This window comes from Propionivibrio limicola, assembly GCF_009469695.1.
GTDB lineage: Bacteria > Pseudomonadota > Gammaproteobacteria > Burkholderiales > Rhodocyclaceae > Propionivibrio > Propionivibrio limicola.
The window spans coordinates 209,127-223,033 of the sequence record NZ_SSSR01000001.1 but is presented as its reverse complement, the minus strand read 5'-3'; the positions used below and the strand labels follow the sequence as shown (position 1 = coordinate 223,033).

Genomic DNA, 13,907 nt, shown 5'->3' with positions numbered 1-13,907 from the left:
GTTATCCCATGTTCTACGGCATTACGGACATCACGACTTTCATCCTGGGCACGATCTTTATCGTTCTTCTGCCCGGCCCGAATTCGCTTTATGTGATGACGGTGGCTTCCCGGCAGGGCGTGGCGATGGGCTATCGCGGGGCGATGGGCATTTTCATCGGCGATACGATCCTGATGGCGCTTTCGGCGATGGGTGTCGCGTCGCTATTGCATGGCATCCCGGCGCTTTTCATGGTGCTCAAGTATGCCGGGGGTGGTTATCTGGCCTGGCTTGGCGTCAGCATGTTGCGCTCGGCGTTGCGAACCTGGCGCCGTAAGGAAGAGTCTTCGACGCGGATGGAGCAGGAAGCGCTAGCCGGGAATTCTTCTCTCGTCGCCGCACGCCCATTGCGAACGGCCTTGCTCATCAGCCTGATGAACCCGAAGGCCATCCTGTTTTTCATTTCTTTCTTCATCCAGTTCGTTTCGCCCGGCTATGAACGGCCGGCGGTGTCTTTCCTGATTCTCGGCGCGATCGTCCAGACATGCAGCTTCGTCTACCTGTCCGCGCTGATTTTCGGTGGCGCGCGCCTGGCGGCCCGCTTCCGGCGTCATCGCTGGCTGTCGGCTTCGGCGACGGGCGGGGTCGGCGGGTTGTTTGTCGGCTTCGGCATCAAGCTGGCCTGCGCGACCTTGGCTTAGCGGGGGGGCTTCAGCCCTGCTTGTGCCGGCCGAGCAGGCCGTTGGCGATGCGGAAGAGGCGTGCCTGAGCGGCTTCGGGGTGCATTCCTTCGGTGAGCGGCAAGGCCAGTTCCGCCAATTCTTCGGCGCGGGCCGTCGTCAGGTTTGTTGCTCTTAACCGGTATTCGATCAAGGCCCGTTGTTCGGCCAGCGTGAGCGGGAAGGGGGGCGGTTCGCTCTGGAAGTGGTCATCCGCCAGCTTAGGAAATCTGGTCTCGTCGCGATAAACAACCACGGTGCCGGCAAGCAGGTCGCCAAGGCGCTTTGCATCGGGGGTGAGCCAGAGGCTGAACAGCCCGCAGGCATAGGCAAAGGGCAGAAAGTCGACAAAACGCAGGGTGTTGCGCGCGAATGAGGCGCCCCAGCCGACCGGGGTTCCGTCGTCGTTCAGCACGACGAGGTTCGAAAACTTCTTGCCGGGGGTTTGACCGTGCCAGAGAACCTCGAACAGCGTCGGATACAGCCATTCAAGCACAAACGCGAGCAGTGCCGCGACGCCGGCCCCGAGGCGGCCCAGATAGCCGGCCACGATCATCGCGCCGGCAAAAATCATCAGACGGATGACGAAATCGAAGAGCCAGGCGCGTACGCGAACGGCGGGGCCGGCGAGCCGCAGGCTGAGTTCGCAGCCTTCCGGCGTGGCCACTTTCCGCACCGTGTCGAGCGGTGCGCAAAGTGGTTGCGGAAGCCGCGCCGGGGCGGGCCGGATGTTGTGCAAGCCCGCCAATTCCTAGTTCCCGTGCGTGAAGATGTCCCGGTAGGAAGCGTAGGTTGAACAGAACATCGTCGGCAGCAGGGCCAGCCAGCCGAGCGCGAGCGGAATGGTGGCGACGATGGCGAGCAGGATGAACAGGATGCCGTAGATCAGGAACGGCAGCATGTTGCGCAGGCAGCCGCGGAAACTCAGCTTCATGGCCTCGAAAGCGGGCACGTCATTGAGCGCGACGAGCGCCGGCGCGAACCAGATGGACATCGCCAGCGGAATGCTGAGCGCCAGAACGACGAGTACGGCCAAGCCGACTCCGGCCGCAACACCGTTCGCGCCACCGCTCATGGCTCCGGCGAAACCGCCGCCAAAGCCGAGCGCGAAGCCGACAAGAAAGACGAGGATGAAGCCCACGAGGTAAAACACGCTGACGAGAATCAGTTGGCCGAAATTCTTCTGGAAGCCGGCGAACAGGTGGCCCAATGTCAGTTCCTCGCCCGAGTCGAGACTGCGGCAACCGAGCATCAGTCCGGCGCCGAAAACCGGCATCAGGAAAGTGGTGGCGAAGTCGCCAATGACCGGAATGAGCCCCAGCACAATGTTGATCAGCACGAGAACGACGGCGATGCCGATCCAGGTGCCGGTTGCTTCGCGGAAGAGACCCCAGCCCTCGCCCCACCACGCGGAGCCGCGACCGGCTTCGCAACGGTTCGGCTCGCTGGCCAGCGATTCGTCGACGTGTGTTTTCGGATCCTCGACGTGTGCTGTCGGCGCTTCAAATGGATTTTTGGTCCAAGCCGCGGGGATTGGCCGCTGGTTCTTATCGGAAGAATTGCTGTCAGACATGATTTCCCTCCCGTGGGTCGTGTTTGATGTTGTTGGTAAGACGGATTAAAAAAGACCGCTGCGTTTGATATCCCAGTAGCGATTGACCAAGGCGACCGGCAACTGTGCGGCTTGTGTGTCGAGCACGCTGATTCCTTGGGCCCGCAAACGGGCCTGTTGCTTCTGACGCGCCAGCGCATAGTCCATTGCGGCAGCATAACCGAGCGCCTCGTCAAAGTCACCGACCGACGTGTGCCGCAGCCGCTCCAGCCCCGTTTCGCGCAGGCTGGCGACGAGCATGAGATGATGCCGGCGCAGTTGGGCGAGCGCCGGCTGCAAGGTCGAATCATCCTCGTCGCGCAGATTGGTGAGCAGAACGACGAGCGAACGTTTGCGCAGCCGGCGGACGAGCAGGTCGCTGGCGGCCAGATAATCGGGAGTGTGCAGCGTTGGTTGCAGGTCGTAGGTGGCGTTGAGCAGCATCTGCACGGTGGCCAGCGATTTGCGCGGCGCAAAGAAACGCGGGTCGGCATGGGCGAAGGTGCCGAAACCCACCGCATCGCCCTGGCGCAGTGCGACGTACGAGAGCAGCAGCATGGCGTTGAGCGTGTGGTCAAAGTGCGACAGCGCGTCGTCGCGGCTGCGCATGCGTTGGCCGCAGTCGAGCAGAAAGACGATTTGCTGGTCGCGCTCGTCCTGGAACTCGCGCACGATCGGCTTGCGCAGGCGGGCCGTGGCTTTCCAGTCGATATGGCGCGGCGAATCGTCGCGCCGGTATTCGCGCAGTTGGTCGAAGTCGGAACCTTCGCCACGCCGGCGGCGGCGCAGGACGCCGATCTGCGCCAGCCGGTTATCGGTCGCCAGCAGGGCGTATTGGGTGATGCGGGCAAAGTTCGGGAAGACGCGGACAGTTTCCGTGTCGCCGACCTCATGTTGCGTTTGCCAGAGCCGGAGCGGTGAGTCGATTCTGATGTGCGCCGGCCGGAAGGTGTGGTCGCCGCGCTCGTCGGGTTGCAGGTGGTAAGCCGTTTCGACCCATTCGCCGGGTGTGGCCTTGAACGCCAGCGGCAGCGTCCGGGCGGCGAAGTCGTCCGGATGGCGGTCGTAAATTTGACCGCGCACTGACCCCCAGCCATCGCTTCCGTCGCGCAGCATCAGGCGCAGGCGAATCGTCTGCTCGACGCCGACGGGCCAGACTTGTGCCATCTTGCGTTCGAGCACGATCGGATTGCCCAGCCGGATGGCGCTCCACGCGTCGCCGAGGCCGAGGATCAGCAAGGCAAGGCCAGCCGATTGCCAGATTTCCAGGGCCGGTGGCAGCCAGATGGCGACAAACGATCCGGCCAGCCAGAGACCGACGACGAGTAGCAGGTGGCGGTGTGGAATCAGCATGAAAAACGCTCAAACGCCGATCAGAGGCGAGGCGCCGGCACGCTGTCGAGCAGCGAGGTGAGCAGGGCGTCGTTGGTGAAACCTTCGATTTCGGCATCCGGCGAAATCGTGACCCGGTGGCGCAGGGCGGGCAGGGCGATGCGCTTGATATCGTCGGGCGTGACGAAGGCGCGTCCTTGCAACAGGGCGGCGCCCCGGGCGGCGCGAACGAGGGCGATGCTGCCGCGCGGTCCGGCGCCGATCGAAAAACCGTTGTTTTCGCGCGTGGCGCGCACGATCTTGACCGCATAGTCGAGCACGCGCTCATCGACATCGACCAGTGCGGCGGCCATTTGCAGCGATTCGACATGCTTTGGACCGATCAGCGTGGAAATGCGGTCGACGCCGAGGTCGGCGCCGGTGTTGCGCTCGGTGACGCTACGCGTCAGGGCGGCTTCTTCACGCGCATCCGGGTAGTCGATGCGGATTTTGAGCAGGAAGCGGTCGAGCTGCGCTTCCGGCAACGGATAGGTGCCTTCCTGCTCGATCGGGTTTTGCGTGGCCAGCACCATGAACGGCTTGGGCAGCGGGCAGGCCGTTCCTTCGAGCGTGACCTGATATTCCTGCATCGCCTCGAGCAGCGCCGACTGCGTTTTGGCCGGGGCGCGGTTGATCTCGTCGGCGAGCAGCAGATTGGTGAATACTGGCCCGCGCCGGGTGACGAAGGTGTTGCTGGCCAGATCGAAGATGGAATGGCCGATTACGTCGGACGGCATCAGGTCGGGCGTGAACTGGATGCGCGCGAACTGGCCGGAAAAAGTCTTGGCCAGCGCCTTGACGAGCAGCGTCTTGCCGAGGCCCGGCACGCCTTCGAGCAGGACGTGCGCTTCGGCCAGGAGGCCGATGAGCACTTCGTCGACCACCGCCGATTGGCCGATGATGACCTTGCGCAGTTCGGCGCGCAGGGCGTTGAGCAGGGAGGTGGCTTTGGTCGTCTGTTCTTCGTTGAGCGTGTTCATGTGGGTTCCGGAAAGTCAGAGTTTGCGTTCGAGGCGCTGCAGGATGCGCATGGCCTTGGTGAAAGTGTCGGGCGTCGGCGCGGCGGCGGAGGACAGCGCAGCATTGATGTCGCGCTGGCTGTAGCCGGCGAGGCGTGCGAGCGCCCTGTGCTGTTTGGGGCGCGTCTGTCGGGCGAGCCGGGGATGCCGCAGGGCCAGCCGTTGCAGGACGGACTGGCGGACGATTTCGCGTAGATGAGCGAGTCCGCCTTCACGCCAGAGGCTGCGGCCGATGGCGTGGAGATGCTGCGCGAGGTCGCGGCGCTCATCAAGGCGCGCCTGCTGCATGCCGCCGAAGCGCGGCACGATCCGCCAGAGCCAGAGCAGGATCAGCACAATGCCGCTGATGAGGGCCATCCACGCCGATTCCGCGAGCCATTGCCACAGCGTCTGGAAATCCATGCGGGCGGCGAGGTGGATCGCGCCGCGCGGCTGGTAGTGCTGCACGAGCGCCCAGATCAGCTCGGCATGATCCTCCTTGGCGATTTGCCGGAAGTGCAGGAAATGCAGCGAATCGAAGACGGTGATCTGGCCTTTGCCCCAGGCGAGGTGAATGACGGAGCTTTCTTCCTCGCTCGGGCCGGCGCGCCACGCGGACGCGGGAGCCCGTTCGGCCTGACGGATCAGGCCGTTGCCGTGGAAAATGAGTCGGTAACGGATATTCTGGTCGGAGAGAACGACGTTGGCGACGGGCGGGTTGGCTGGCGTTTTTTTCGCTACCGGTTGTTTCTTTTCGCCTTCTGGCTGTGGCGGTGCGGGCGGCTTTTTGTAACGCGATACGCCGAGCCGTTCGAGCAGCGGGTCGGTGCCGGCCCGTTCGGCTTCGACGATGAGATAGCCGCCGGCTTCGACCCATTGCAGCAGCCGGTTGGCGCGCTGGCGGTCGATGAGCCGGTGCCGGTTGGCGGCGAGGATCAGCGTGCCGTTGGGCGTCATCGCGTCGAGCGACTTTGGCGAACGGATCCGGTCGATCGGTCGTTGCAGGTGGCTGAACAGGCGTTCGGTGGCCAGAAAGGAGTTCCGGCGCGCTTCCTTTTGCGGCGATTCCCAGTGTTTTTTCGGGACGCGTTCGAAATTCTCGAAGAACCAGAACGTCGCCAGCGTTCCGAGACCGGCGACGGCGACCAGTGCCCAGATCAGTCGTCGCATCATGCGGCCGATTTCCGTTCGCTGAAGTGCGTCGCCCAGCGCTGGCAGAGGTCGCTGGCCGTGTTTTTCGCGGGCGGTTCGGCGGCATAGGCGGCATGCGTCCACGCGTCGAGGAGTTCGCCGAAATACTGCACGGCGTTGGGCGCGATGCGGCCTTTGACGCGCGACAGGCAATTCCCTTCCGTATCGCCTTCCGCAAATTCGATGCCGTGATGTTCGATCAGCGAGACGAGGGCGCCGCGATAGAGCAGGGAGAGGGCGGCCGTCACGCGGCCGGCATCAAGTTCGGCGTGCGCGGCGGCGGGGATGTTGTCGGGCAGCGCGTCGGGGCGCAAGTCGAGGCCGAACAGGGTGGAGGGCGCCTTGTTCGACACTCCGCCAGTGCGCACGAAACGGTGGCGGTTGCGGTAGAGGAGAAGCATCAGCGCGACGGCACCGACGGCGAGCGCCGCATAGACGATGCCGCGCAGACCGAAGGCCAGCCAGTCGGCGACCTTGGCGAGGCGCTCGATCCATGGCGGCATGGCCTCGGAGGTTTCCTTATTCTCTTTTTTCTTGGGCTGCCAGCTTAGTTCCTCGACTTCGCGACCAAAAACTGGATCGGCGACGATGGTTTCGGCCGTCTTTTTGATCCGTCCGCTTGGCGGCTGCGGCGATGGTGGGGCCGGTGAGGCCGAAATGGCGGGCGGTGAAGCTTCCTGTGCCATTGCCGGCGTGGAGGCAAGGGTTATCGTCAGGAGTGCCGGCAGGCACGCCAGAATCAGCAGCGAAATTGCACCGGCCCGGCGCGGAGCCGTTGAAAATTCCCCGCGATGGGCGTGCTGTGCCGCCATGCGTCGGAAAGCCACTTCGATATCCCAGCCTTCGAGGTCGCTGCGGCGGTTGATGTAAAGGGAAAATCCGGCGGCGATGTAGAACGGTTCGACGATCGTTTCGGCGACCAACCAGGCGACGTTGAACAGATGCAATTGCCACAATTCGGCATCCCCGAAAAACATGCCGAACAGCGAAGGATCGTCGATGCCGTCGCCGGGCGTCAGGAAGCTCACGAGACCGACGAGTCCGAACTCGAAAATCACGATGAAGTGCGTGCAGACAAAGGTCAGCCAGAAGGCGTACCCGGCCGTCTTTCGGCTGAGCACGCGGCGCCGGTTCCGGGCGCCTTTGCCGCGCTGGCCTTCGAGCTGCCAGATGGGGAGGTCGAACGAACGGTGCGGATTGAAGCGGCGAAAAGTCAGTGCGGAAAACAGGCCCGTGTGACCGATGAGTCCGGGTAGGGCGCGCCAGACATCGCGTATCGATGGCGGCGCGCCAAAGGTGGCTTCGGCGAATACTTTCAGCAAAATCCGGTCGAACAGCGGCTTCAACCACCAGACGATGAACATGACGAGCATCGGCCATTGCCAGAGGACCGCGCTGGTCAGCGCGGCGAAGGCGATAAAGGTGGATAGCCACGCCAGATAAACCGGCTTGTGCCATTGGCGAAGCATGACAAGGCCGAGGTCGATCGCTTCCCACGGATGGCGGCGACGCAGGTTGAGCTCGATCCGGTCAAGCTGCACGCGACCCCCGTCCGGCGAAGAGCAGATAGGCCAGCAACAACAGCCAGACGGCGATGCCGGTGCCGATCTTCACCGCGAAAGGCAATGCCCGGTTCGGCGACCACAGCGCCTCGATGAACGCCGCGCTGAAAGTCAGGGCGGCGGCGCCATAGAGCAGCCGGATTGCCGGATGCGCCGCCTGCTTCAGCGCGTCGAGCCGCCGTTTCCTGCCGGGAGCGATCAGCGCAAGGCCGATCTTCAGTCCGGCCGCGCCCGACAGAACCGCACCGATCAATTCCGGCGCGCTGTGGCCGGCGACAAAGCCCCAGAACGTCTCGATGTATCCGAGTTGTGTCAGATGACCGGCCGTGGCGCCGATCATCAGCCCGTTATAGCCGAGGAAAAACAGGCTGCCGAGACCGAAAGCGATGCCGCCGGCGAAGCACTGGAAATCGATGCGCACGTTGTTGCTGATGTAAAACGCCAGCATCGACAACTCCCGGGCGGCGCCGTGTGCGGCCGGACGGCCGAGGCGCTGGGCGTCGGGCGCGTACATTTCTTCGTATTGCGCGGCACTGTCCGAGGACAGCACCAGATAGACGCCATCCGGGTAAATCTGGAGCAGGGCCAGCGACAGCAGGAGCGGGATGAAAAACAGCGCTGCCGCCGCGAGAACGAAGCCGGCTTCCTGCCGCACGAGGCGCGGGAAACCGCTGGCGATGAATTCGAGCCACGCGCCGGCAACGCGCTTGCGCGCTCCATAAACGCGCTGGTGGGCGGCCAGCACCCGGTCGTGCAGCGCGTGAACGAGGGCGCTCGAATAGTGGCGATCGCGTGCCAGCGACAGATCGCGGCACAGTCGGCGATAGGCCGCCGGCAGATCAGCAATGGCCATTGGCTGCACGGTGTCATCTTCGGCGGCGGCTTTCTCTTCGCGCGCCTTGCGGCTGGAGGAATGACTGCCCGTGCGCAACCAGTGATCCCACGCCGCCCATTCATGCTGCCGGGACGCGATGAACTGGAGTTCCTTCATGCGGACGGAGCGGTTGTCTGGCCGACGGGTTTGATGCCGCCGCCGGCGACAAAAAGATCGGCGGCCAGCGTGTCGCCGCGCTCGATGGCGGCGAGGTATTGTTCCTGGCTGTAATACTGCAGGCCCATCGCCGTCAGTTGTCTGCGCGCTTCGAGGAAGGAAGCTGCGACTTCCTGTACCGCCGCGGGCGCGGCCGGAGCGCGGGTAACGCTTCCGGGGAGCGTGGAAAGTCTGGTCAACGTGTTGTTTAGTACCAATTGCTCGATACGGGCGAAAACCTCATGGCGGGAGAAGGGCTTCTTCATGAAGTCGTTGGCCCCGATCCTCTTCGCGTAGAACTGCTCGGTCGCCTGCTCGTTGCCGCTGATCATGATGATCGGTGTGTCACCTGTGGCGGGATTGCGGCGGATCAGCCGCAGGGCGGCGAATCCGTTCATGCCGGGAAGCACGATGTCGAGAAAGACGAGGTCGGGCTTTTCGGTCTCGACGATTTCGAGTCCCTTTTCCGCCGTGAGCGCTTCGAAGGTAATGCACCCGGCCGATTGCAGCATTTTCCTCAGGGCGGCAACGATCGTCGGCGAGTCGTCGATGATGAGGATGCGTCGCCCCTTGTGGCTCAACCGCTTGCGGTGCCGGCGCTCGACCGGCTCGTCCGGCAGCCTGTCGGCAGGGGGAGGGGCTTCATCCGTCTTGCCGAGAATCGAACGGATTTGCGTAAAAATACTCATAGGACGCTTTCCAGGTCGGGCACTACGTGATTGTTACGCGCCGGTGGCGGGGGAGTTTTTATGGCATGAGTATAAATGAACCCGCGGCGGTGTCGCGCGCCAAATTTCCGCCCTTTCGTGATGGCCGACGGGGGCAGCGCGATTCCAGGCCGGGTCAGCGATGCAGTAGTAGCGGCAAAAAAACGGCCGTCAGGATGCCGTTCAGTCCCATGGCCAGGGCCGAAAAGGCGCCCATCTCCTCGCTGACGAGGAAGGCGCGCGCCGTGCCGAGCCCGTGCGAGGCGAGACCGACCGCGAAGCCCTGCGCCGCATGGCTGCGGATGCGGAGCAGGCGGAAAAACGCAGGAAATCCGACCGCACCCAGAATGCCGGTGAGGATGACGAGTACCGCCGTGAGCGACGGAATGCCGCCGATCTGTTCGGCGACACCCATGGCGATCGGCGTCGTCACCGACTTGGGGGCGAGGGAATGGACAGTTTCCGGCGACGCGCCGAGCAGGTCGGCGATGATCATGGCCGAGAACGCAGCCGTCGCCGATCCGGCGAGCAGGGCAAGCAGCAGCGGCAACGCCATTTGCCGGAGGCGCCGCCAGTACGCGTGCAGCGGAACCGCCAGCGCCACTGTCGCCGGACCAAGCAGGAAATGGATCAGGCTGGCGCTTTCGAAGTAGCGCGGATAAGGCGTTTCGGTGGCCCACAGCAGGAGCGTGATCAGCACGATGGCGATCAGGACCGGGTTGGCGAGCGCGTGCTGGCGGCTGCGTTTGAACAGCCAGCCACCACACAGATAGGCGATCAGCGTGACGGTGAGGCCGAGGAGCGGCGTGCCGCTCAGGAGCGTCCAGATATCGGTCAGCGGCAGCGGAGTCACGGCTTTCCCCTTTCTTCTCTCCGAGTGTCTTTGAGCGCCAGCCAGCCAATGATGCCGGCCGCGACCGCCATCCCGAGAAACGTGCTGATGACGAGTGCGAGCGTGATCGGCAGCCATTCGCGGCCGACCCGCTGCAGATGCAACATGATCCCGACGCCGGCCGGCACGAACAGCAGCGAGAGATGTTGCAACAAGGCGCTGGTGTCCTTTTTCAGCGCATGGCTCGCTTCGCCCCGGACGAGTAAGGTCAGGAAAAGCAGGCTCATGCCAATGACGGCGCCGGGAATCGGCAAACCCAGCAGGCGAACGAACAACTCGCCTCCCAGCTGAAAGAGCAGCAACAAGGTTAAGGTGTTGATCATGGAAAGATTGTGCGGAGCGACAGGCGCGGGAAGGCTATCGGAAAAGGGGAAGGGAAAATGGAAAAGGCAACCAAGGCGTCCATTTTCCCATTGTTGGTGATGAGTTTGCCTATGTTTTGCTGGTACGTCTGCGCTGATGAAGACGCAAGACAATGATTGCGGCGGCTACCGTGGCGAGCAGATGCTTGAGCGTGTGCCCCGTCAGTAGGCCGGTCGCGGTGGCAATTTCGTGATCGATTAGTTCGGCAATTTTTGCAAGGGCATAAAGCAGCAGAGCGACACCGAAGGCCAGACGATCTCCGGTTGGCGACCGGTATATCCAGTGCCAGAGGGGGATGAGTACAAACGGCAAGGCCTGGAACATCAGGTAGGGCCGCAGATCACCGTTGCCCGTCATCTCAGTGACGTACCACCAACCGACACTCCAGAGCGAGAGCAAAGCTAGCCAGCCCGCCAGCGTGGCGGCGGATTTTTTCATCACGTCTCCCCAAACGCCAGCCAGCAGGCCTCCGCAGGCGAGGGCGATCGGCAAACGATCCCATACGAGGCGGGCGTTGTCCGGTGCCAGATGGTAGTAAGAAGAGCCGAAAGCGGTGAGCAGCAAACCGGCGAGGAAGAGCCGGTAGCCTGCCCAACCGTGCACCAGAGTTTCATCGGAGGTGTGCGGAATCAAAGCGTATCCCCCCACTACGGCGACCAGTGCGAAACCAATATTCGATGCCACATCGGCAAAATGCGCGATGCCGAATAGCGTGCGCTGGTCGGCGAACGCGTGGTAGTTCGGCAGTTGAGCGATCGGGCCGTACCACAGCGCCGCTAAGGCGAGCAGGGTGACGACGGCGATGGGGAGGTGCCTGAAAGCGGGTCTCATGTCTTTGCTCCGTTCCTGAGTGAAGGTGGTTCTGCTCACTGAACCACTGGACGGTCAAGGATATTGTGGCGACGTATCAAATAAGCGAAGCCGAGTGCGTCCGGAAACTGGTGATGCTCGATCGGTTGCGGCAGTGTCTGGCTGAACTGCATGATGAAAGTCTGGCCTCACCGCTGGCCAAACGGCGCGGTGTCGGTATGCTGCTGGCGCTACGCGAATGGGAGATCGCCGCATTCCGCCAATTGCAGCGATGAAGATCAGTTTCCTTGCGTCGGGATGAGTTCCGCTAACATGCGTGCGACGCCGTTGCAGTGCACCGCCGGCGCAATTTTGTCGGCGACCGCCATGAGGTCGGGGTGACCGTTGTCCATGGCGATCCCCAAGCCAACTCCCCGCAGCATTTCCAGATCGTTCAAGCCGTCGCCGAAGGCAATGGCCTGTTCGTTGCTGAAGCCGGTTTGGGCCATGACCCACTGGCAACCGCTCCACTTGTTGACGTCACGAAGCTGCACGTCGACGGCCCAGCGGTGCCAGCGCACGATGTCGAATTCGGGAAAGCGCTCCCGGATCGCTGGAATCAGCGTCGCGTCGAGCGCTTCGTCGAAGAACAACCAGCCTTGGTAGACGTCCCGTTCGAGGTGGAATGGGTCGTCTGACTGGTAAGGCATCTCCACCGTGTCGAGCGGTTCGGTCGTCATCGGAACCTGGGTGCTGAGGTAGCCCGATGTTCCCCCATTGACGCCAAAGTGGTAGCCCTGCGCCTCCATCCAGTCAAACAAGGCGACGAGTCGGGCGCGGGGCATCGGGAGGCTGAAAACTTCTTCTTCGTCGCGCAGGATGCGGGCGCCATTCTGGGTGATGACGTAGGCGGGCTGCACCTGGTCGATAAATGGTTTTGCGTGGGCATGGGCCCGTCCGGTAGCGACGACTACCGTATGGCCTGCGCGATGAAGGTCGCCGATGGCGGTGAGTGCCGACGGCGGGATGGTCAGCGTGCGCAGGTCGAGCAGCGTGTTATCGATGTCGAAGAAGAAGATGTTGGGCATGGTGCCGCTTGTCAGCCGAAAACCTGCCCGTGCTCACGCGAGGCGTGGAAGCCGACCTTGGTCCACTTCTCGCGCGTGACGTCGAGGTTGTAACGCGTGCTGGCCAGATAGACGAGGTTGCCGTCCACATCTTTTGCCATGCGGTGCTGCTGTTCGCGCTCGAAATTGCGGCGGGTCAGATCGTCCGGGAAGGTGAGCCAGCGGGCGGTGTGGATGTCCGCCTGTTCGAAGATGGCATCGACCTTGTACTCGGTCTGCAGACGCTGGGCGACGACTTCGAACTGCAGGACGCCGACGGCACCGAGCATCAGTTCGCCGGAAGCGAGATTTTCAAAGACCTGGATAGCGCCTTCCTCGCCGAGTTCCTGCAAGCCTTTCTGCAACTGCTTGCTCTTCATCGGATCGCGCAGACGGGCGACGCGGAAGAGTTCGGGCGAGAAGTAGGGAATGCCCTTGAAGCCGAGCTTCTCGCCTTCAGTCAGCGTGTCGCCGATGTGCAGCTGGCCGTGGTTGTGGATGCCGATGATGTCGCCGGCGACGGCGTCTTCCATCAGTACCCGTTCGTTGGCCATGAAGGTCAGCGCGTTGGCGAGTTTCATCTCGCGCCCCATGCGCACATGATGCACCTTCATGCCCGAGGCGTAGCGGCCGGAGCAGACACGGAAAAACGCGATGCGGTCGCGGTGCTTCGGATCCATGTTGGCCTGAATCTTGAAGACGAAACCGGAAAAGGGCGCTTCGGCCGGTTCGACCATGCGCGCGCCGGCGTTGCGCGGCTGCGGTGGCGGTGCCCAGTCGAGCAGCGCCTGCAGGATTTCCTGCACGCCGAAGTTGTTGATCCCGGAGCCGAAGAAGATTGGCGTCTGCTGGCCGGCGAGGAAGTCGACCAGGTTGAACGGACTGCTGGCGCTGCGGATCAGATCGACGTCCTCGCGCAGCTTGCCGACTTCGAGCGGGAAGTCGCGGTCGAGCACCGGGTTGTCGATGCCGTCGATCTTTTCGGCTTCCGTGACCTTTTCTTCACCGGGGGTGAAGCGGAGCAGGCTGTCGTTGCCGAGGTGATAGACGCCGCGGAAGGCCTTGCCCATGCCGATCGGCCAGGTGATCGGCGCACATTCGATGTTGAGTACCGATTCGATTTCTTCGAGCAGGTCGAACGGGTCGCGCACTTCGCGGTCGAGCTTGTTGATGAAGGTGATGATCGGCGTGTTGCGCATGCGGCAAACGTCGAGCAGCTTGATCGTCTGCGCCTCGACGCCCTTGGCGGCGTCGATGACCATCACCGCTGCATCGACGGCGGTCAGCACGCGATAGGTGTCTTCCGAGAAGTCCTCGTGGCCCGGCGTGTCGAGCAGGTTGACGGTGTGGTCCTGGTACTCGAACTGCATCACCGAGCTGGTCACCGAAATGCCGCGCTGCTTTTCCACTTCCATCCAGTCGGAGGTGGCGTGGCGAGCGCTTTTCCGCCCTTTGACCGTGCCGGCGAGCTGGATGGCGCCGCCGAACAGCAGCAGTTTCTCGGTCAACGTTGTCTTGCCCGCGTCCGGGTGCGAGATGATCGCAAACGTGCGGCGCTTCTGCACGTCGCGCAGAATTTCGGGAGGGAAGGGGCTGGTGGTGCTCATCG

15 protein-coding genes are annotated in these 13,907 nt (G+C 63.1%); 2 read left to right on the top strand and 13 right to left on the bottom strand.

Annotated elements, in window-relative coordinates:
• Positions 1-8: 8 nt before the first annotated feature.
• Positions 9-680 (top strand): leucine efflux protein LeuE, encoded by a 672-nt coding sequence (gene leuE, locus GH659_RS01065; RefSeq protein WP_153108860.1) that lies wholly within the window; start codon positions 9-11, stop codon positions 678-680.
• Between the two features lie 10 nt (positions 681-690).
• Here the strand turns inward: leuE and GH659_RS01060 are convergent, their stop codons facing one another.
• The 11 genes from GH659_RS01060 to GH659_RS01010 all read right to left on the bottom strand — a co-directional run bounded on the left by GH659_RS01060 (position 691) and on the right by GH659_RS01010 (position 11,234).
• The gene (locus tag GH659_RS01060; protein ID WP_153108859.1) at positions 691-1,365 is read right to left on the bottom strand and encodes an RDD family protein; all 675 of its coding nucleotides are present in this window, start codon (positions 1,363-1,365) and stop codon (positions 691-693) included.
• A gap of 84 nt (positions 1,366-1,449) precedes the next feature.
• On the bottom strand, positions 1,450-2,271 hold the full coding sequence (locus GH659_RS01055) for a BPSS1780 family membrane protein (protein ID WP_153108858.1): 822 nt from the start codon (positions 2,269-2,271) through the stop codon (positions 1,450-1,452).
• A gap of 45 nt (positions 2,272-2,316) precedes the next feature.
• A complete protein-coding gene (locus GH659_RS01050; protein ID WP_211364057.1) occupies positions 2,317-3,642 on the bottom strand; it encodes a DUF58 domain-containing protein in 1,326 nt (441 codons plus the stop codon).
• A 20-nt stretch (positions 3,643-3,662) separates the two neighbouring features.
• On the bottom strand, positions 3,663-4,640 hold the full coding sequence (locus tag GH659_RS01045) for an AAA family ATPase (RefSeq protein WP_153108857.1): 978 nt from the start codon (positions 4,638-4,640) through the stop codon (positions 3,663-3,665).
• Positions 4,641-4,655: 15 nt separating this feature from the next.
• Positions 4,656-5,831, bottom strand: coding sequence for a DUF4350 domain-containing protein (locus tag GH659_RS01040; protein WP_153108856.1), 1,176 nt, complete (start codon positions 5,829-5,831; stop codon positions 4,656-4,658).
• Positions 5,828-7,390 carry a DUF4129 domain-containing protein gene (locus GH659_RS01035; protein WP_153108855.1) on the bottom strand — a complete coding sequence of 521 codons (1,563 nt, stop codon included), beginning with the start codon at positions 7,388-7,390 and terminating at the stop codon, positions 5,828-5,830. Before GH659_RS01035 ends, GH659_RS01040 begins: the two co-directional genes overlap by 4 nt.
• Positions 7,380-8,402, bottom strand: a complete 1,023-nt coding sequence (locus tag GH659_RS01030; RefSeq protein ID WP_153108854.1) for a stage II sporulation protein M — start codon at positions 8,400-8,402, stop codon at positions 7,380-7,382. Before GH659_RS01030 ends, GH659_RS01035 begins: the two co-directional genes overlap by 11 nt.
• Positions 8,399-9,130 (bottom strand): response regulator, encoded by a 732-nt coding sequence (locus GH659_RS01025; RefSeq protein ID WP_153108853.1) that lies wholly within the window; start codon positions 9,128-9,130, stop codon positions 8,399-8,401. Before GH659_RS01025 ends, GH659_RS01030 begins: the two co-directional genes overlap by 4 nt.
• Positions 9,131-9,284: 154 nt before the next feature.
• Positions 9,285-10,001, bottom strand: a complete 717-nt coding sequence (locus tag GH659_RS01020) for an LrgB family protein (protein WP_170285793.1) — start codon at positions 9,999-10,001, stop codon at positions 9,285-9,287.
• Positions 9,998-10,363 carry a CidA/LrgA family protein gene (locus GH659_RS01015; protein ID WP_153108851.1) on the bottom strand — a complete coding sequence of 122 codons (366 nt, stop codon included), beginning with the start codon at positions 10,361-10,363 and terminating at the stop codon, positions 9,998-10,000. The genes GH659_RS01020 and GH659_RS01015 overlap by 4 nt, the downstream gene beginning before the upstream one ends.
• A 109-nt stretch (positions 10,364-10,472) precedes the next feature.
• On the bottom strand, positions 10,473-11,234 hold the full coding sequence (locus GH659_RS01010; RefSeq protein ID WP_153108850.1) for an alkaline phytoceramidase: 762 nt from the start codon (positions 11,232-11,234) through the stop codon (positions 10,473-10,475).
• A 113-nt stretch (positions 11,235-11,347) separates the two neighbouring features.
• On the opposite strand from GH659_RS01010, the gene GH659_RS01005 reads away from it, so the two are divergent.
• Positions 11,348-11,488: a hypothetical protein gene (locus GH659_RS01005; RefSeq protein WP_153108849.1), complete on the top strand. Its 141-nt coding sequence runs from the start codon at positions 11,348-11,350 to the stop codon at positions 11,486-11,488.
• Between the two features lie 3 nt (positions 11,489-11,491).
• Here the strand turns inward: GH659_RS01005 and GH659_RS01000 are convergent, their stop codons facing one another.
• Together GH659_RS01000 and GH659_RS00995 are read right to left on the bottom strand one after the other, a co-directional pair.
• Positions 11,492-12,280: an HAD family hydrolase gene (locus tag GH659_RS01000; RefSeq protein ID WP_153108848.1), complete on the bottom strand. Its 789-nt coding sequence runs from the start codon at positions 12,278-12,280 to the stop codon at positions 11,492-11,494.
• Between the two features lie 11 nt (positions 12,281-12,291).
• Positions 12,292-13,905, bottom strand: coding sequence for a peptide chain release factor 3 (locus GH659_RS00995; RefSeq protein WP_153108847.1), 1,614 nt, complete (start codon positions 13,903-13,905; stop codon positions 12,292-12,294).
• Between the last annotated feature and the right edge of the window lie 2 nt (positions 13,906-13,907).